Origin of the sequence: Pseudomonas sp. NFACC25, from assembly GCF_900100935.1 — a bacterium.
Classification (GTDB): Bacteria; Pseudomonadota; Gammaproteobacteria; order Pseudomonadales; family Pseudomonadaceae; genus Aquipseudomonas; species Aquipseudomonas marginalis.
In genome coordinates, this window is sequence record NZ_FMUC01000006.1 from 210,523 (window position 1) to 228,647 (window position 18,125).

Genomic DNA, 18,125 nt, shown 5'->3' on the forward strand with positions numbered 1-18,125 from the left:
CCCGATGAGGCCCTCACATACACCACACACGCTATCAGCCAGCCCCCGGCACATTCGGCCAAAGATCCGCCACCAGGAACAAGCGCTCGGCTTCCTCCCAATCCTCGCCGTTCTGCACCATGCGCACCAGCAACTGCGCAGGCGCCATCGGATCAAGGTCTGCCAGCCAGGCCTGCATCTGTTCTTCACTCCACACTTCATCCGCCGGGTAGTGCGCCGGCGCCAGCCACGCGTGCCGGGGCAATGGTTGCCAGCGGCCTGGCGCACTGGCGCTGACAAAATCCCGCCAGTCCCGCTGATGCAGCCAGCGCCCGCGCAGATGCTGCGGGTGTGCGCCGTGGGGCGGTTCGGCCAGTCCAGGCCAGGGATAGAGCAAATATCCGCCTAGCCACAGGTGCGCATCAAACTGCTGAATATCCAGGGCCGCCAACACCTCGCGGCTTTCTGCCCGCGCCGAGATCGGCAGTTGATGCTGGGCCAGGTGCGCCAGCTTGCGGTCCAGCCGATCGTGGCAGCCTGGGCCCAGCCACTGCGCGGTGTCCTGGCCGTTGCCGTCCTGCGGGCCCAGGTAGAGTTTGATCGCCAGTTCCAGGTGGTGCACGCCATCACGGTCGCGCAGCAGCATGTCCAGCTCGCCCAGGGTGTGCCCGGCGCGGCGGATCGGCAGGTTGGCGGCGAGCAGTTCTACCCCCGGCGCATGCTGCACGGCGAACTGCCACAGGCGTTCGTAGTACAGGCCCAGGCGCCGGGTGCGTGACAGGCTCAACCAGTGCTGCAAGGCACGGCTGTCCCGGTCGAGTGCACGTAGCCAGTGTTCAAGGAGGTCGGGCGCCTGCACCCAGTCGCTGCCCGCCAGCGGGTGGCGCTGTGGCCACGGTGTCTGCGCGAGCATCGGCGGGGCAAGCATCACCCACGCCAGGTCGCGCACCTCGGGGTGGCGCAGCTGGCGGGGCAGGTTGTGCAAATCCGGGAACACAGTCATGGTCCGAGCATAGCCTTTTAACCGTTGCGCAGGGGGCTGAGAACCGTTGTCATCAAGGCTTCACGGCGACAAAGGATTTTGCCTGAGCCGGCCTTTCGCCCATAATCGTTTCTTTTTTGCCCCACCCCCCAATCCCGCAGGAGCCCCATGGAGCACTTTCGCAATATCGGCATTATCGGTCGCCTGGGCAGTACCCAGGTGTTGGACACCGTCCGCCGGCTGAAAAAATTCCTGCTGGAACGCCACCTGCATGTGATCCTCGAAGACACCATCGCCGAAATCCTCCCCGGCCACGGCCTGCAAACCTCGTCGCGCAAGATGCTCGGCGAAGTCTGCGACATGGTCATCGTGGTCGGCGGCGACGGCAGCCTGCTCGGCGCGGCCCGGGCCCTGGCGCGGCATAACGTGCCGGTGCTGGGGATCAACCGTGGCAGCCTGGGGTTTCTCACCGATATCCGCCCCGATGAGCTGGAAGTCGAAGTGGCCAAGGTGCTCGACGGCCATTACCTGGTGGAAAACCGCTTCCTGCTGCAGGCCGAAGTGCGCCGCCACGGCGAAGCCATCGGCCAGGGCGATGCGCTCAATGACGTGGTGCTGCACCCGGGCAAATCCACGCGGATGATCGAATTCGAGCTGTACATCGACGGCCAGTTCGTGTGCAGCCAGAAGGCCGACGGCCTGATCGTCGCCACGCCCACCGGCTCCACCGCCTACGCGCTGTCGGCCGGTGGCCCGATCATGCACCCCAAGCTCGATGCCATTGTGATCGTGCCGATGTACCCCCATATGTTGTCCAGCCGACCGATTGTGGTCGATGGCAACAGTGAGCTGAAAATCGTGGTGTCCAAAGACATGCAGATCTACCCGCAAGTCTCCTGCGACGGGCAGAACCATTTCACCTGCGCCCCCGGTGACACCATCACCGTGAGCAAGAAGGCACAGAAGTTGCGCTTGATCCACCCGCTGGATCACAACTACTACGAAGTGTGCCGCACCAAGTTGGGCTGGGGCAGCCGCTTGGGGGGTGGAGGCGACTGATGCTCGATCCCGCGCGTAGCTACGACCTGATTGGTGACGTGCACGGTTGCGCTCATACCCTTGAGCACTTGCTCGACCAGATGGGTTACCACAAGCAGGGCGGCACCTGGCGCCATCCTTCGCGCATGGCGGTGTTCCTCGGCGATATCATCGACCGTGGCCCACGCATTCGCGAGGCGCTGCATATCGTCCACGACATGGCCGAGGCCGGCCAGGCGCTGTGCATCATGGGCAACCACGAGTTCAATGCACTGGGTTGGGCCACACCGGCGCCGCCGGGCAGTGGCAGGCAGTTCGTGCGCGAGCACACCCCACGGCATGAGCGGCTGATCCACGAGACCCTGACCCAGTTCGAGCAGCACCCGGCTGACTGGCACGACTTCCTCGCCTGGTTCTACGACATGCCGCTGTTTGTCGATGCCGGGCGTTTCCGCGTGGTGCATGCGTGCTGGGACGACGGCTTTATCCAGCCGCTGCGCGCGACGTTCCCGGATGGCTGCATCGACCAGCACTTCCTGCAGGCCGCCGCCGTGCCCGGCAGTTTTGCCTGCAACGCCTTCGACCGCCTGTTGCGCGGCACCGATATGCGCCTGCCGGATGGCCTGACGCTGACCGGTGGCGATGGCCTGACGCGCTCGTTCTTCCGCACCAAGTTCTGGGAAGACGACCCTAAGACCTACGGCGACATCGTGTTCCAGCCCGACGCACTGCCGGAGCCGGTGGCGCGCACGCCATTGTCGCCCCATGAAAAGAATTCCCTGCTGCGCTACGGCGCCGACGAACCCTTGCTGTTCGTCGGCCATTACTGGCGCAGCGGCAAACCGGCGCCGATCCGCCCGAACCTGGCGTGCCTGGACTACAGCGCAGTGCTGTACGGCAAGTTGGTGGCGTATCGGCTGGACCAGGAAACCCGCCTCGACCCGCGTAAGTTCGTGTGGGTCGATGTCGAGCGGCCGGAGGTGCTCACATGAGCCCCTGCGCGCTGCAAACGCACTTTTGAGGAAACTCCATGGATGATTCGACGTTCGACCAACTGGAGGCCGCGCTGTCCGCTGCCCCCGGTAACGTCGCGCTGCTGACCCTGCTGCTCGGTGCCAGCCTTGAGCGCGGCGAGCATGAGCGCGGGCTGAAGCTGTTGCCCGCCGACCTTGAACAGTGGCCTGACGCCCCGGCGTTGAAGCTGGCGGCCGCCCAACTACTGCTGGCCGCCGGCCAGGCGCACAAGGCATTGCCTTTGATCGAGGGTGAAGACCCAGCCGCGCGCCTGCTCAAGGCTCGCACCCTGGCAGCGCTCGAGCGCCTTAAAGAGGCCCAGGTGGAATACCGGGCGGCAGTGGATGCCAACCCGGCCCTGGAAGATATGGCGTTGTGGCGCCGCTTGAACGTGTCGGTGGTGGACTTTCCAGGTGCCGAGGGCCGCCCGCGCTTGCGCGTGATCTCCAATGACGACACCGACCAGAGCGAAGTGGTGCGCCTGCTGGTGCCGGAAAAGGAAACCCTGACCTTTGACGACATCGGTGGCCTGGATGAGCTGAAAAAGACCATCCATAAAAAGATCATCCTGCCGTACCAGAAGCCGGGCCTGTTCCAGCGCTTTCGCAAGAAAGTCGGCGGCGGTGTGCTGTTGTACGGTCCGCCGGGTTGCGGCAAGACCATGCTGGCCCGCGCTACGGCGGGGGAGTGCAAGGCAACCTTCTTCAACGTGGCAATTTCCGATGTACTGGACATGTACATCGGCGAGTCCGAGCGCAAGTTGCACGCGTTGTTCGAACAGGCGCGGGCCCAGGCGCCGGCGGTGATGTTTTTTGACGAGGTCGAGGCGCTGGGTGGCAAGCGTGCCAATACCCGTGAGTCGACGTCGTCCAAGCTGGTGAGCCAGTTCCTCTCCGAAATGGATGGCTTCACCAATGACAACCATGGCGTGCTGATTCTCGCGGCGACCAACGTGCCATGGTCGGTGGATTCGGCGTTCCGTCGCCCTGGCCGTTTTGACCGGGTGTTGTTTGTGCCGCCACCGGACCGTCCGGCGCGGGAAAGCATGCTCAAGTCGATGATGAAAGGTCGCCCTATGGCTGACGACATCGACTTTGCCTTCCTGGCCAAGAACACCTCGGGGTTCTCCGGCGCCGACCTCAGCGAGCTGGTGGAGACTGCGGCTGACGAAGCGATTGAGGCCTCGATCGACAGTGGCACCGAGCAGTCCATCTGCGATCGGCATTTCAAGGCGGCGTTGAAAGAAGTGCGCGCCACGACCCTGGAATGGCTGACCACGGCGCGTAACTACGCGCGGTACGCCAATGAAGGCAACCAGTACGACGAAGTCCTGGCCTTCCTCGACAAACACGGGAAGGGCCGCTGATGGCGCAGTACGGTGGTTACCGCATCGAAGATGAACCGCGTCCGGGGGCCTTGGCCAAGTGGGCGGTTTCGCCGTTCTGGCCGCTGTTAGGCTTGATGCTCGGCGGTGCCTGGCTGGGCTTGCCGTGGTTTGTGTTCAACTCGATTGCCGTCGGCAGTCCGACGCGCGTGCGCGAGTGGATACTTGCGGGTGTGGCGCTGCTGGGCAGCCTGGTGATCGGGTTTGTACTGCTGCAACTGGTGGGCGCCGGTTATCTCCAGACCCAGGCGGAAATTCAATACGCCTTGCTGGTGCTGGTGGTGTGGAAACTCACCATTGGCTACCTGCTGTACATGCAGCAAAACGCGACCATCGAGATTTACCAGTATTACGGCGGCGAGTTGAGCCGCTTTGGTTTTCCCTTGGCGTTGATTGGTGGCTTCGTGCTTAAAGGCATGGTCGTCAAATGGCTGCCGTACACCCTGTGGTATCTGGTGGTGAGCTGATGAATACCGACTATCTGCTGCAACTGGCCTACCAACGCCTGCAGGCCGACCATAACGACGGCGCAATCGACGCGCTGCGCCAATTGCTCGCCAGCGACCCGCATTCGGCCGAAGCCCACGCCTTGCTGGCGATCTGCCTGATGAACATGCGCCGGGTGCATGCCGCCAAGCGTGAAGTGCAACTGGCCCTGGCCGCCGATGCACAACTGCCGTTGGCCCATTACGCGGCCGCGCAAGTCGCCATCGCCTTACGCAAGTTCAAGTTGGCGCAGGACCATGTGACCCAACTGCTGGATATGGAGCCGCTCAACCCGGTGAACTATCGTTGCCTGGCCGACCTGTATCAGTTGACCGGCCGTTTGGCACAGAGCCGCGAGCCGTTGGAAAAAGCCCTGGAACTGGGGCCGGACGATCCGGCCAACCTGGTGGCCATGGCGCAGTTCCACCGCGCCAGCAGCCATTGGGACCAGGCGTATCAATTCGCCCGCCAGGCTTTACAGGCAGACCCTTCGAACGCGGCCGCGGTGGTGGTGCTTGGTCACCTGTTGCTGCGCGAAGGTGACATCAACGGCGCCCGTGACCACGCGATCTGGGCCCTGCAGGAAAACGCCACAAACGTCGCGGCGCTGCATTTGCTCACCGCCGTCAAGGCTCGCAGCAATGTGTTCCTCGGCACCTGGTGGCGTTTCAACAGTTGGATGAACGAGCGCAGCGCTACCCGCGCCATCATCCTGCTTTTGTTCATGTTTGTGGTCTACCGTGTAGTGGTCATTACCCTGACAGCCCAGGGCTATCCGCAAGTGGCCGAGATGGTCAACTGGGTGTGGCTGGCGTTTGCCGCCTACACCTTTGCCGCGCCGCAGATCTTCCGGCGCTTGCTCGACAAGGAGCTGGTACAGGTCAAGCTCTCCAAGGAATTCTGACGGGCCAGGCCCTGTCACCCATGTACTCGCTGAACCAGCGACCGTTATCAGAGGTTGTTCACATGTCGTCTTTTGCTGAAATGATCGAAAACATCACCCCGGACATCTACGCGAGCCTCAAGCTCGCCGTGGAAATCGGCAAGTGGTCCGATGGCCGCAAGCTCAGTGCCGAGCAGCGCGAGCTGTCCCTGCAGGCCATGATCGCCTGGGAGATCCAGAACCTGCCGGAAGACCAGCGCACCGGCTACATGGGCCCGCAGGAATGCCAGTCGAAGTCGACCACCGTGCCGAACATCCTGTTCAAGTCGGATGCGATCCATTGATTGAAATTGGTCGCGGTGCAGTCAGCAAAATGTCGGCGCAACTCGGTGAACCGACCGTTCAATATGCGTTTCGCCTGGGCGATACCGAGGTGCCGGTCAACCCCCTGATCGGCACCCATGTGCGCCTGGAATACCTCGGTGCCATCCATTGCAGCCATTGCGGCCGCAAGACCAAGACCAGCTTCAGCCAGGGCTATTGCTACCCGTGCATGACCAAGCTGGCCCAGTGTGACCTGTGCATCATGAGCCCCGAGCGTTGCCATTACGACGCCGGCACCTGCCGCGATCCGGGCTGGGGCGAGACATTCTGCATGACCGATCACGTGGTGTACCTGGCCAATTCGTCGGGCATCAAGGTCGGCATCACCCGTGCCACCCAATTGCCGACGCGTTGGCTGGACCAGGGCGCCAGCCAGGCGCTGCCGATCATGCGCGTGGCGACGCGCCAGCAATCCGGGTTTGTCGAGGATGTATTGCGTAGCCAGGTGGCGGACAAGACCAACTGGCGTGCGTTGCTCAAGGGCGACGCGGTGGCGGTGGACCTCAAGCAGGTGCGCGACGAGTTGTTCGCCTCCTGCGCCGATGGCCTGCTGCAATTGCAGGAACGCTTCGGCCTGCAGGCCATCCAACCGGTAACCGACCTCGAACCGTTGGAAATCCGCTACCCGGTGGAGCAGTATCCAGCCAAGATCGTCAGCTTCAACCTGGACAAGAACCCGATTGCCGAAGGCACGCTGCTGGGGATCAAGGGCCAATACCTGATCTTCGACACCGGCGTTATCAATATTCGTAAGTACACGGCCTACCAGCTCGCCGTGCATCAGTAGAAGGATGCCACCCATGCGCACCGAACAACCGAAGATGATTTACCTGAAGGACTATCAGGCGCCGGACTACCTGATCGAAGAGACGCACCTGACCTTCGAGTTGTTCGAGGACCACAGCCTGGTCCACGCGCAGCTGGTAATGCGCCGTAACCCCGAGCGTGGCGCCGGCCTGCCGCCGCTGGTACTCGACGGCCAGCAACTGGAGTTGCTGACCGTCAACCTCGGCGACCAGGAACTGAGCGAGGCTGACTACCAGCTGACGGACAGCCACCTGACCCTGCATCCGACCCGCGAGACCTTCACGGTCGACACCAGCGTGCGCATCCACCCGGAAACCAACACCGCCCTGGAAGGCCTGTACAAGTCCGGCAGCATGTTCTGCACCCAGTGCGAGGCCGAGGGCTTCCGCAAGATTACCTATTACCTCGACCGCCCCGACGTGATGAGCACCTTCACCACCACCGTGATCGCCGAGCAACACCGCTATCCGGTGCTGCTCTCCAACGGCAACCCGATTGCCAGCGGCCCCGGCGAAGACGGCCGTCACTGGGCAACCTGGGAAGACCCGTTCAAGAAACCCGCCTACCTGTTCGCGCTGGTGGCCGGTGACCTGTGGTGTGTCGAAGACAGCTTTACCACCATGACCCAGCGTGAAGTGGCACTGCGCATCTACGTCGAGCCGGAAAATATCGACAAGTGCCAGCACGCCATGACCAGCCTGAAAAAATCCATGCGCTGGGACGAAGAAACCTACGGCCGCGAGTATGACCTCGACATCTTCATGATCGTCGCGGTCAACGATTTCAACATGGGCGCCATGGAGAACAAGGGCCTCAATATCTTCAACTCCAGCGCCGTGCTGGCCCGCGCCGAAACCGCCACCGACGCCGCGCACCAGCGGGTCGAGGCGATCGTCGCCCACGAATACTTCCACAACTGGTCGGGCAATCGCGTGACCTGCCGCGACTGGTTCCAGCTGTCGCTGAAGGAAGGCTTTACCGTGTTCCGTGATTCGGGCTTCTCCGCCGACATGAACTCCGCCACGGTCAAGCGCATCCAGGACGTGGCCTACCTGCGTACCCACCAGTTCGCCGAAGACGCCGGCCCCATGGCCCATGCGGTTCGCCCGGACAGCTTTATCGAGATCTCCAACTTCTACACCTTGACCGTGTACGAAAAAGGCTCGGAAGTGGTCGGCATGATCCACACCTTGCTCGGTGCCGAAGGCTTCCGCAAAGGCAGCGACCTGTACTTCGAACGCCATGACGGCCAGGCCGTGACCTGCGACGATTTCATCAAGGCTATGGAAGACGCCAACGGCGCCGACCTCAGCCAGTTCAAACGCTGGTACAGCCAGGCCGGCACGCCACGCCTGGCGGTGAGCGAGTCCTACGACGCTGCGGCCAAGACCTACAGCCTGACCTTCCGCCAGAGCTGCCCGCAGACCCCGGACAAGGTCGAGAAACTGCCGTTCGTGATCCCGGTCGAACTGGGCCTGCTGGACGGGCAGGGCGCGGGCATCGCCTTGCGCCTGGCCGGTGAAGCCACGGCCGGCGCCACGTCCCGCGTAATCTCGGTGACCGAAGCCGAGCAAACCTTCACCTTCGTCGACATCGCCGAACAGCCGTTGCCGTCGCTGCTGCGTGGCTTCTCGGCGCCGGTGAAACTGAGCTTCCCGTACAACCGCGACCAACTGATGTTCCTGATGCAGCACGACAGCGACGGCTTCAACCGCTGGGATGCGGGCCAGCAGCTGTCGGTGCAGGTGTTGCAGGAACTGATCGGCCAGCATCAGCAGGGCCAGGCGTTGCAGATGGACCAGCGCCTGATCACGGCCTTGCGCAGTGTGTTGAGCGACGAAAGCCTGGACCAGGCCATGGTTGCGGAAATGCTGTCGTTGCCGGGCGAAGCCTACCTGACGGAAATCAGCGACGTCGCGGACGTGGATGCCATCCACGCCGCGCGTGAGTTTGCTCGCAGGCAACTGGCTGACAACCTGCATGAACCGCTGTGGTTGCGTTACCAGGCCAACCGCGAACTGTCCAAGCAGACGCCTTACGTGGCGGCGGCCGAGCACTTCGCCCGGCGGGCCTTGCAGAACATCGCGCTGTCGTACCTGATGCTCAGCGGCAAGCCCGAAGTGCTGGCGGCGACCCTTGAGCAGTTCGACACCAGCGACAACATGACCGAGCGCCTGACCGCGCTGGCGGTGCTGGTGAACTCGCCGTTCGAAGCGGAGAAGGCCCAGGCGCTGGCGGTATTTGCCGAGAACTTCAAGGACAACCCGTTGGTCATGGACCAGTGGTTCAGCGTGCAGGCCGGCAGCCCGTTGCCGGGCGGGCTGGAGCGGGTCAAGGCGTTGATGGAGCACCCGGCGTTCACGCTCAAGAACCCGAACAAAGTGCGTGCACTGATCGGCGCGTTTGCCGGGCAGAACCTGATCAACTTCCACGCCGCCGACGGTTCGGGCTACCGCTTCCTGGCGGACCTGGTGATCCAGTTGAATGCGTTCAACCCGCAGATCGCTTCGCGCCAGTTGGCGCCGCTGACCCGCTGGCGTAAATACGACGGCGCGCGCCAGGCGTTGATGAAGGCGGAGCTGGAGCGCATTCGTGGGTCGGGTGAGTTGTCCAGCGATGTGTTCGAGGTGGTCAGCAAGAGTCTTGCTTAAAGCGCCGGCCAGGTAAGCGATAGAACGTGCAACGGGTAACCTGTGGCGAGGGAGCTTGCTCCCGTTGGACTGCGTAGCAGTCCCCTCTTTTGGGGGCGCTCGCGACCCGGACGGGAGCAAGCTCTTATCAAGCTTAAAATAACTCACTGATTTTAAAGGGATAAAATTTCACACTGAAGTCTTGAGTCCTGCATAAATAATTTCAGGCGAGCGCATTTTTTTGGTGAGCGGGCTTGTCGAATCGTCGCACCGCCCGCGTTGGGCTGCGCAGCAGCCCCAAAACCAGGCGCAGAGGAGTGTCTGATACACCACATTTGTCTCCATCAGGGGCGCTTCGCGCCCCAGCGCGGGCGGTGCGACGATTCGACAAGCCCGCTCGCCACAGAGGTCCCAGTTTGCTGCGCGACAGCGCTACGTCGAAGAGGTAGTGGCACCTCCCTCGCCACAAGTGCAGTGTTCTTCCTTAAATGACGGGGCTCGTCTGATCGGGGCTGTTTTCCTGCTGACATTTTCTGACAGGGTGCTCTGCTAATCTGCAGCTCTTTTGTTTTTCGGCAGGATCAACGTGTCGCGTACCACTCGTTTACTGACGTTGTTGCAGGCCCTGCGGGGCAAGAAACGCCCGGTGACCGCCGCCGTGCTGGCGGCGCAATTGGAGGTGTCCGAGCGTACGCTGTACCGCGACATTGCCGAGTTGACCGCCCTGGGCGCGCCGATTTTCGGCGAGGCCGGGGTAGGGTATGTGCTGCGCAGCGGCCTGTTTTTGCCGCCCTTGATGCTCAACGCTGAAGAAACCGAAGCGATCGTGCTGGGCTTGCGTTATGTGGACCAGCGCGGCGATGACGTGCTCAGCCGTGCCGCCGCCAACGCCTTGGCGAAAATCGCCGATGTGCTCGACCCGGCGGCGCAGGAAGCCTTGCGCAACCCGACGTTGCTGCCCGGCCCGCCAGGGTTTGGCTACCCGGAAAACCGCGTGCCGCTGGATGTATTTCGCGAAGCGATTCGGCATCAGGACAAGTTGCAGATCGACTACGCGGATGCCAGCCAGACCCAGAGTCAACGCCTGATCTGGCCCCTGGCCCTGGGGTTTCTCAATGAAGTGCGGGTGATCGTGGCCTGGTGTGAGCTGCGCGGCGCGTATCGCACCTTTCGCACCGACCGCGTGGCGAGTGCCGAGGTCGTCGGCGAACGTTATCCGGGGCGGCGCAGCGACTGGCTGCGGGCCTGGCGCAAGCTGATGGAGCAGAATGAATCCGGGCCGTTCACTCCTGACAAAAACTGACACACCCCTGGCTTAGCATGCTGTTACAACCACCTGAAAAGGAGCTTTGCCATGTCCCAGCCTGAATTGGCCCCCGCCATCGCGGCCTATATCGCGGCGACCAATACCCGCGACACCTCGGTCATTGCCCAGTGTTTTGCCGACGATGCCAATGTGTTCGATGAAGGCCAGCACCAGGTGGGCACCGCCGCCATTGCACGCTGGATGGAAGACACCGGGCGCCGCTACCAGCCGCGTGTCGAGGTGCTCAAGGTGCAGCACCGTACCGGCAAGGTGCTGGTCAGCAATGTGGTCTCCGGCAATTTTCCCGGCAGCCCGCTGGAGTTGCGCTACACCTTTCGCCTGGACGCGCAGGGCAAGATTTCACGGCTGGACATCTCCCTGTAGGTCATAATCGCGGGCATGACTTTCGACTCGCCCCTCGCTGCTTACCAACACGCCATTACCCAACAGGGTTTCGTTGCCGACGACGCCCAGCGCCGGGCGGTGGATGCCCTGCAAGCCTGTCATGCGGCCCTGCATCAAGGCCGTTCGCCCGTGGCTGGCGTTTACCTGTGGGGGCCGGTGGGGCGCGGCAAGACCTGGTTGATGGATCAGTTCTACCAAAGCCTGCGGGTGCCCGCGCGGCGTCAGCATTTTCACCACTTCATGGGCTGGGTGCATCAGCGTCTGTTCCAGCTCACCGGCACCCCTGACCCGCTGCAGGCCCTGGCGCGGGAGCTGAGCCGGGAGGTGCGGGTGTTGTGTTTTGACGAGCTGTTCGTCAGTGACATCGGTGACGCGATCATCCTCGGCCGGCTGTTCCAGGTCATGTTCGAGGAAGGTGTGGTGATGGTCTGCACCTCCAATCAACCACCGGCCCAGCTGTATGCCGATGGCTTCAATCGGGAGCGCTTCCTGCCGGGCATTGCGGCGATCGGTCGGCATATGCACGTGGTGGCGGTCGACGGTGGCGAGGATCATCGCTTGCATCCAGGCGTGGGCCGGCAGCGCTATTGGGTGAACCAGCCCGATGCGCTGGCGAACGTGTTCGCGCAATTGGCCGAAGGCCAGGCGGTGAGTCGTGGCCCGGTCACCGTCGGCCATCGTTCCATCGTGTGCGTGCAGGCCAGTGACAGCGTGCTGTGGTGCCGCTATGCCGACCTCTGCGAACAACCCCTGGCGGCAATGGATTTCATGCTGCTGTGCGATCGCTTCAAGGCGATCCTGTTGGGGGACGTGCCCAACCTGAGTGCGCAACAGCGCCCAGGCCGGATTGCCCGCGGCACCGAGGATGGGGTCGAGCGCGTGGTGGCCGGTGATCGCGAGTTGCCGCAGTTGTCGGTGCACGACGACAGTGTGCGTCGCTTCATCGCCTTGGTGGACGAGTGCTACGACCGCAAGGTGCCGTTGTTCATCGACGCCCAGGTGCCACTGGAGCGCCTGTATACCGACGGTTACCTGGCGTTTCCTTTCCGTCGCACCCTGAGCCGGTTGCAAGAAATGCAGCTGCAGCGCTTCGGCTGAGGCCTGTACGAAAAAAGCCCTGGATGGGCACTTTGGGTTTTTTTAGTGCCAAAGCCTTCGCGCTTTCGGGCGCACATTTGTAGTTAATCTCCTTCATCTGGTGCTGACTCCACGCTTACAATCGTGCCCCTCAAAGGGAACCGGTTCCCTTGTAGTCGTGATCGAGGACGGAAATGGACACCCCAGATATCCTGGTGCTGCAAGCCAGCTACACCAATCCTGTACATGCCGAAGCCATTGCCAAGGTGCTTAACCATTACGCCGAAGACCCCATGGGCGGCGGCCATAGCCTGCCAGCCGACCTGCTGGAGCAACTGCCGGCCGAGTTGGCCAAGCGCCCCCATGCGTTCAGTGTGCTGGCGTTTGTCGGCGGTGAGCCGGCGGGTCTGGTGAATTGCTTTGAAGGGTTTTCCACCTTTGCCTGCCGCCCTTTGGTCAACGTTCACGACGTGGTGGTGATGAATGAGTTTCGCGGCTTGGGGCTGAGCCAGAAAATGCTGCTGAAGGTCGAGGACATCGCCCGCCAGCGTGGTTGCTGCAAGATCACCCTGGAGGTGCTGGAAGGTAATGCCGTCGCCCAGTCGGCGTATCGCAAGTTTGGTTTTGATGATGCGAAGTTTGATCCGGCCCATGGGCGCATGTTGTTCTGGAACAAGCCGCTTTAATAAATAACCGGCGAAAAAAAAGGGCGCCAGCAGAGGGCGCCCAATAAACCTTTGCCAACGGAGCGGAATGGCCGAGGGTATTGCGGATTAACTAACGATTAAATTAACTCTTGGGCTGTTCCTGTTCGGTCGTGTTGGTGTTCGGTGTCTTGCCGTTGGCGGACGCCGTTTGTTCAGTCGTGCCGTGAAGCGTCTGCTGCGTGAAGGTGAAGTTGTTGTAGAACTCCTTCGAGCGCTCCGAGCCGCCTTCGGCAAATGCGGCGGCGGAGCCCAGGGTCATCAGGCTGGCAAGCATCAAGGTCGAGAGTTTCATCTGTGTTTACTCATTAAGTGTGATCGGTTATCTGCTCTGTCCTTGATCAGAATCTTGGGGCGATTCTGGTGCGATCTTATTAAGTGGGAATTAACGCGAGAAACATCCGAAGTTAACAATATCGTTAACTTCGGATGGCCGGCTTTAAAGCTTCCAGTCCAAGGCCAGCGTAATGGCGCGTGGGTCGCCCCAATACACGCCGTTATAAAAGCCGACGCGTTCGTAATACTTTTTATCGAATAGGTTGTTGACGTTAAGCGACGCTGAGACGTGCTCGTCGAATTGATAGCGGGACATCAGGTTGACCACCGTGTACGCCTGTTGTGTGATCTTCGCCCGTTCGGTCACCGGTGTGTTGCCGACGCGTACCCCTGTAGGTCGATTGCTCCAATCGTAAATGTCGCTCTGCCAGTTCACCGCGCCGCCGACCGTGAGGTTGCGCCACGCCCCCGGCAAACGGTAGGCGCTGGACACTCTCAGCAGGTTCAGCGGCTGCCCGGTGTTGTTGCGTTTACCCGAGCCGTTGACCGAATGGGTGTAGGTATAACCGGCCGTCAGGTTCCAATCGGGCAGGACTTCCCCGGCAGCTTCCAATTCGAAGCCGTTGACCTTGTTACCTTTGCCGCCGGACTTGTAGTACTCCTCCCCGGTGGTCGGGTTTCGCTCCACCGAATCGTCCCGCTCGGCGACGTTGTCCTGGGTGCTCCAGAAATACGCCGCCGCCAGGTTCAGGCGCTCCTCCAACACGCTGCCCTTGAGGCCCACCTCGTAGTTGCTACCGACCACGGGCTCCAGGTACTTCTTGTTGGCATCCCGCAGGCTCTGGGGTTTGAAAATGTCGGTATAGCTCGCGTAGACGGTGTACTCCGGCGTCAGGTCGTAGAGCAGGCCGGCGTAGGGCGTCCACATATCATTGTGGGTCTGGGAGGTCTTGTTGGTGGCCGTCAGTTGGTCGTTGGCGTTGTATTCGGGGGCCGCGCTTTTCAGTTCCCAACTGCCATAGCGGCTGCCCAGCACTGCATGCAAGCGGTCGGTGAGGCTCAGTCTCGTGGCCAGGTAGCCAGCCTTCTGTTGCTTGCTGCTGTGCTCGCCCTTGAGGTCGGTGACGGTGTCGCCGAACTTGGCGATCCCGCCCATGTATTTCCAGTCTTCGATGGTGTAATAGCCGGCGGGTAGGTTGCTGCGCATCACGGGGGAGACGTCCCGCTGCGTGGCCTCGCCATAGCCCATCATCAGTGCATGTTCGCGGCCCAGCAGTGCATAGCTGCCGGCGAGGTTGAGGTCGACGGCCTCCATTCTCGATGTGCCGCGCATATGGCTCGCCCAGGCGGTCATGCCGCTGCGGTCATCGTTGGGGAAGCCTGCGCCGCCGTAGTACACCTTGCCATCCGTATCGCTCTGGCGATGGGTGTAGGCGGCCTTCACGTGCCAGTCGCCGCCCAGCCGATGGTCGAGGGTCGCGAAGGTGGTCTTGTCCGTCAGCGGCCAGGAACTCCAGTGCGCCGCCATATTGGTGGAGCGCGACAGTCCGGCCTTGCCGCCCTCACTGTTCCAGTACGGCACGGTACCCCATGAGGTGCCCTGGACCTGCTTGTTCTGGTAATCGAAACCTACGGCCAGCACGGTATCGTCGGAAAGATCGCCTTCCAGGATGCCGTAGCCGACCGCCCGCTGCAGGCCATAGTTGTCGCGGAACGATTGGCTGTCACGGTAGGCCAGCACCGTACGCCCGCGCAGCTTGCCGTCGAACGCCAGCGGGCCGCCCACGTCCACGTAGCTGTAATAGTTGTCATGGCTGCCGGCGCTGACGCCGGTTTTCGCCTGCCATTGGGCCGTCGGGCGCTTGCGCACCATATTGATGGTGGCCGAGGGGTCGCCGGCGCCGGTGGTCAAGCCCGTGGCACCGCGTACCACCTCGATGTGGTCATAGATGATGGTATCGGCGTCGGACTTCATGTAGCCGAAGGTATTGAGCATTCCGTCAATCTGGAAGTTGGTGATGCCGTAGCCGCGGGAGGAATAGGACACGCGGTCGGAGTCGTTGTGCTGGACGTTGATCCCGGTGGTCTGGCGCAGCACGTCGGTCAACGTGTTGAGATTGAAATCATCCATCTGCTGGCGAGTGATCACCGAGATCGATTGTGGGGTTTCCTTGACCGACAGGTTCAGGCGGGTGGCGGTGCTCATCGAGCCGGTGGTGTAGGCACCGGTGTGTTCGGTGGTGGCGCCCAGGCCTTCGGCGGAGATGTTGGTCGCGCCGAGTTCGAGCGGGGTGTGTTCGGGGTCGGTTTCAGCCAGCAGGTCCGGGCTTAGGGCGGCGCCGCACAGGCCGAGCGTGAGGGTCATGGAGCGGGTAAAAGGCGCGAACATCGCGGAAGACTCCTTGTCGTCTTTGCGGCCACCCCGGAAAGGGAAGGCCTTGGCTCAAAGACGAAAGGAGCGGGGGAACTTTAGGGCTAAACGAGAATGATTGTTATCTTTCTGTTACAAGGCCGGCGGTTCCTGCAGGACCACATCGGTCGGATTAACCTTCTTGGGCTTGATCAGGCTGAAGTCAATCAAGGCCTTTTGCGGGCGCATGTAGGGGTTGCCGATCATCAGCGGGCGCGGCGTGAAGCTGTCGCTCACGACGCTCTTGCTGCGGTCCAGTTCGTTGAAACTCAGCCCGGCGAGGTCGGCCCAGGTGTGGATCAATTGCGAGCTGCTGTAAGGGCGTTGCAAGTCGCCGGCAAACTTCCAGTCGTGGGTTTCACGCCATTTCGGCGAGGCGTAGGCCATGAACGGAATGGTGTACATCGGCGCTGTCGGCTTGCCTTCGTTACGCCCCAGGGTGGCGTGGCCAGCGGAATCGAATACGTCTTCGCCGTGGTCCGACAGGTACAGCAAAAAGCCGTTGGGATCGGTCTTGGCGTAGTCCTTGATCAGGCTCGACACCACGAAATCGTTGTACAGCACCGCATTGTCGTAGCTGTTGTAGATGGGCAGTTGATCGTCACTGATCCCGGCAGGCACGCCCTGGCGGTCGGTGAATTTGTCGAAGGTCGGTGGGTAGCGGTACTGGTAGCTCATGTGGGTGCCGAGCAGGTGCACCACGATGAACTTGCGCTCGGCCGGGTCGGCCAGGGCCTTGGAGAATGGCTCCAGTACATCGCCGTCGTATTGGCGGGCGTTCTGGTTGCGGTTGTTGTTCAGGTACACCTGCTCGTCGGCCTGTTCGGAAAAGGTCGTGAGCATGGTGTTGCGTTTGGTCATGGTCTGCTGGTTGGTGATCCAGTAGGTCTTGTACCCGGCCTGTTTCATCACGCTGACGATCGACGGTGTCTTGAGGTAGAGATCGGGGCTCTCCTCGTCGGCGAACGTCAGTACCTGTTGCAGGGCTTCGATGGTATAGGGGCGCGGGGTGATGACATTGTCGAACACCGCCAGTTGGTCGCGCAGCTTGTCCAGTTCCGGCGTGGTGTTGCGCGGATAGCCGTAGAGACTCATGCGTTGACGGTTGGTGGACTCGCCGATCACCAGCACCAGGGTCGACGGCTGGCCGGCCATGGTGTCCTTGAGGTTGGTCAAGGGCGCGATCTGGCTGGCGCTGTCGAGCATGCCCTGCATGTTGTCCAGCTGTTCGGTGTAGCGGCGGTAGGCAACGATCATCTGCCAGGGCACGGCCGGTTCGATGCGCGATTCGAAGCGGTCGATGGCGTCGTCCAGGGTGTCGCTGCGGGCAATCTGCTTGACCAGCGGGTAACCGATGATCGCCACCAGGATCGCCGTGGCTGCCATCAGGGCCTGGCCGCGCGGCAAATACACCGGGCGTACCCGGGTCCACAGGAAAATAGCCACGGCGGTGTGGGCAATGAACGCCAGCACGATCCACCAGGCGAAGTATTGGGTGGCGTACTCGCCGGCTTCGGAGATGTTCGACTCGAACATGATGAAGATGACGCTTTGGGAAAATTCCTGCTGGTAGATGAAGAAATAACCCAGGCTGGCCATGGAACAGGCCCACAGCACCACGCCGATCACAGCGGCCAGCAGGCGCGTACGGCGGGGGAATACCAGCAGGGGCGCGAGCCATATCGCGCTCATGAAGAAGGCTTGGCGAAAACCACTGAAGCCGGAAGTGCCGCTGAGTTGGATCAGCAGTTGGGTAATGCCGGAGAAGTACCAGAAAAACACGAATAGCCAGGCAAGACCGGCCCAATCAAAGCCTTTCGCAGACTTGCTGCTGCGTTCGAACATCGCCATCCAGCGCTCCAACCCGATAATTTTTCAGTTGACGCGCAGGGCTGCACGCAACAGAGGCCACCCTTGCATGGGATGGCCCTTGGGGGCGGGAGTATCGGGAAGGGCATGTGAAAACTTTGTGAGATTTATGTAGCCGTTATCTTACAAAGTGATGACGGGCTCAGCAGAGCGCGGGCTGCACACCGGAAGGCTGGTCCAGCTGGGCTTGAATGATATGGGCACGCAGGCGCATGACCTCAAGCTGCAACTGATCGCGTTCGTCTTTCAACTGGCGCAATTCATCGCGACGGAGTGTGACGTAGAGGGTCTGTGGAGGACGGGTCATCTGTGCTGTGCTCATTGCTTGCCTCGCAAATAGCCGGTGTGTCGCGGTGTGCCAGAACGCTTGAGTCGAGGTTCTCGGCAACAGTCGGAAGCAATTCTGAATTCTTTTCCACTTCAATGGAACTTTTTTATTTTTGGTGGTCGTGTGACTTTCGGAGGCGTGATGGTGAAACGATGGCAATTTT

At 61.6% G+C, this 18,125-nt stretch carries 17 protein-coding genes; 12 read left to right on the plus strand and 5 right to left on the minus strand.

Annotated elements, in window-relative coordinates; genetic code table 11:
* Positions 1 to 34: 34 nt before the first annotated feature.
* A complete protein-coding gene (locus tag BLQ09_RS16235) occupies positions 35 to 982 on the minus strand; it encodes a DUF1853 family protein (RefSeq protein WP_027606470.1) in 948 nt (315 codons plus the stop codon).
* A 147-nt stretch (positions 983 to 1,129) separates the two neighbouring features.
* Here BLQ09_RS16235 and BLQ09_RS16240 point away from each other — a divergent pair, with 147 nt between their 5' ends.
* The 12 genes from BLQ09_RS16240 to BLQ09_RS16300 all read left to right on the plus strand — a co-directional run bounded on the left by BLQ09_RS16240 (position 1,130) and on the right by BLQ09_RS16300 (position 13,061).
* Positions 1,130 to 2,020 carry an NAD(+) kinase gene (locus BLQ09_RS16240; protein ID WP_003190745.1) on the plus strand — a complete coding sequence of 297 codons (891 nt, stop codon included), beginning with the start codon at positions 1,130 to 1,132 and terminating at the stop codon, positions 2,018 to 2,020.
* Entirely contained in the window at positions 2,017 to 2,991 is a 975-nt protein-coding gene (locus BLQ09_RS16245; protein WP_166655324.1) for a metallophosphoesterase, read from the plus strand. The genes BLQ09_RS16240 and BLQ09_RS16245 overlap by 4 nt, the downstream gene beginning before the upstream one ends.
* Before the next feature lie 38 nt (positions 2,992 to 3,029).
* Entirely contained in the window at positions 3,030 to 4,379 is a 1,350-nt protein-coding gene (locus BLQ09_RS16250) for an ATP-binding protein (protein WP_027606468.1), read from the plus strand.
* Positions 4,379 to 4,864 (plus strand): hypothetical protein, encoded by a 486-nt coding sequence (locus BLQ09_RS16255; protein ID WP_092357813.1) that lies wholly within the window; start codon positions 4,379 to 4,381, stop codon positions 4,862 to 4,864. Before BLQ09_RS16250 ends, BLQ09_RS16255 begins: the two co-directional genes overlap by 1 nt.
* Entirely contained in the window at positions 4,864 to 5,787 is a 924-nt protein-coding gene (locus BLQ09_RS16260; RefSeq protein ID WP_027606466.1) for a tetratricopeptide repeat protein, read from the plus strand. Before BLQ09_RS16255 ends, BLQ09_RS16260 begins: the two co-directional genes overlap by 1 nt.
* 62 nt (positions 5,788 to 5,849) lie before the next feature.
* Positions 5,850 to 6,110, plus strand: coding sequence for a YeaC family protein (locus tag BLQ09_RS16265; RefSeq protein ID WP_027606465.1), 261 nt, complete (start codon positions 5,850 to 5,852; stop codon positions 6,108 to 6,110).
* Positions 6,107 to 6,937, plus strand: a complete 831-nt coding sequence (locus tag BLQ09_RS16270; protein WP_027606464.1) for a DUF2797 domain-containing protein — start codon at positions 6,107 to 6,109, stop codon at positions 6,935 to 6,937. Before BLQ09_RS16265 ends, BLQ09_RS16270 begins: the two co-directional genes overlap by 4 nt.
* A 13-nt stretch (positions 6,938 to 6,950) precedes the next feature.
* Entirely contained in the window at positions 6,951 to 9,608 is a 2,658-nt protein-coding gene (gene pepN, locus BLQ09_RS16275; RefSeq protein WP_092357815.1) for an aminopeptidase N, read from the plus strand.
* 565 nt (positions 9,609 to 10,173) lie between these two features.
* Positions 10,174 to 10,890: a helix-turn-helix transcriptional regulator gene (locus tag BLQ09_RS16285; protein WP_092357889.1), complete on the plus strand. Its 717-nt coding sequence runs from the start codon at positions 10,174 to 10,176 to the stop codon at positions 10,888 to 10,890.
* 51 nt (positions 10,891 to 10,941) lie between these two features.
* A complete protein-coding gene (locus BLQ09_RS16290) occupies positions 10,942 to 11,277 on the plus strand; it encodes a nuclear transport factor 2 family protein (RefSeq protein ID WP_065927894.1) in 336 nt (111 codons plus the stop codon).
* A gap of 15 nt (positions 11,278 to 11,292) precedes the next feature.
* Positions 11,293 to 12,396, plus strand: a complete 1,104-nt coding sequence (zapE, locus tag BLQ09_RS16295) for a cell division protein ZapE (protein ID WP_092357817.1) — start codon at positions 11,293 to 11,295, stop codon at positions 12,394 to 12,396.
* A gap of 173 nt (positions 12,397 to 12,569) precedes the next feature.
* Complete coding sequence (locus tag BLQ09_RS16300) at positions 12,570 to 13,061, plus strand: GNAT family N-acetyltransferase (protein ID WP_027606459.1); 492 nt, start codon at positions 12,570 to 12,572, stop codon at positions 13,059 to 13,061.
* 103 nt (positions 13,062 to 13,164) lie between these two features.
* Here BLQ09_RS16300 and BLQ09_RS16305 read toward each other — a convergent pair whose 3' ends face one another.
* From BLQ09_RS16305 to BLQ09_RS31305, 4 genes are all read right to left on the minus strand, one after another.
* The gene (locus tag BLQ09_RS16305; protein ID WP_027606458.1) at positions 13,165 to 13,374 is read right to left on the minus strand and encodes a hypothetical protein; all 210 of its coding nucleotides are present in this window, start codon (positions 13,372 to 13,374) and stop codon (positions 13,165 to 13,167) included.
* A gap of 144 nt (positions 13,375 to 13,518) precedes the next feature.
* Positions 13,519 to 15,744, minus strand: coding sequence for a TonB-dependent siderophore receptor (locus tag BLQ09_RS16310; protein ID WP_092357819.1), 2,226 nt, complete (start codon positions 15,742 to 15,744; stop codon positions 13,519 to 13,521).
* Positions 15,745 to 15,858: 114 nt separating this feature from the next.
* Complete coding sequence (locus tag BLQ09_RS16315; RefSeq protein WP_092357821.1) at positions 15,859 to 17,616, minus strand: phosphoethanolamine transferase CptA; 1,758 nt, start codon at positions 17,614 to 17,616, stop codon at positions 15,859 to 15,861.
* Positions 17,617 to 17,776: 160 nt separating this feature from the next.
* On the minus strand, positions 17,777 to 17,956 hold the full coding sequence (locus tag BLQ09_RS31305; protein WP_256221270.1) for a DUF6026 family protein: 180 nt from the start codon (positions 17,954 to 17,956) through the stop codon (positions 17,777 to 17,779).
* Positions 17,957 to 18,125: the final 169 nt, after the last annotated feature.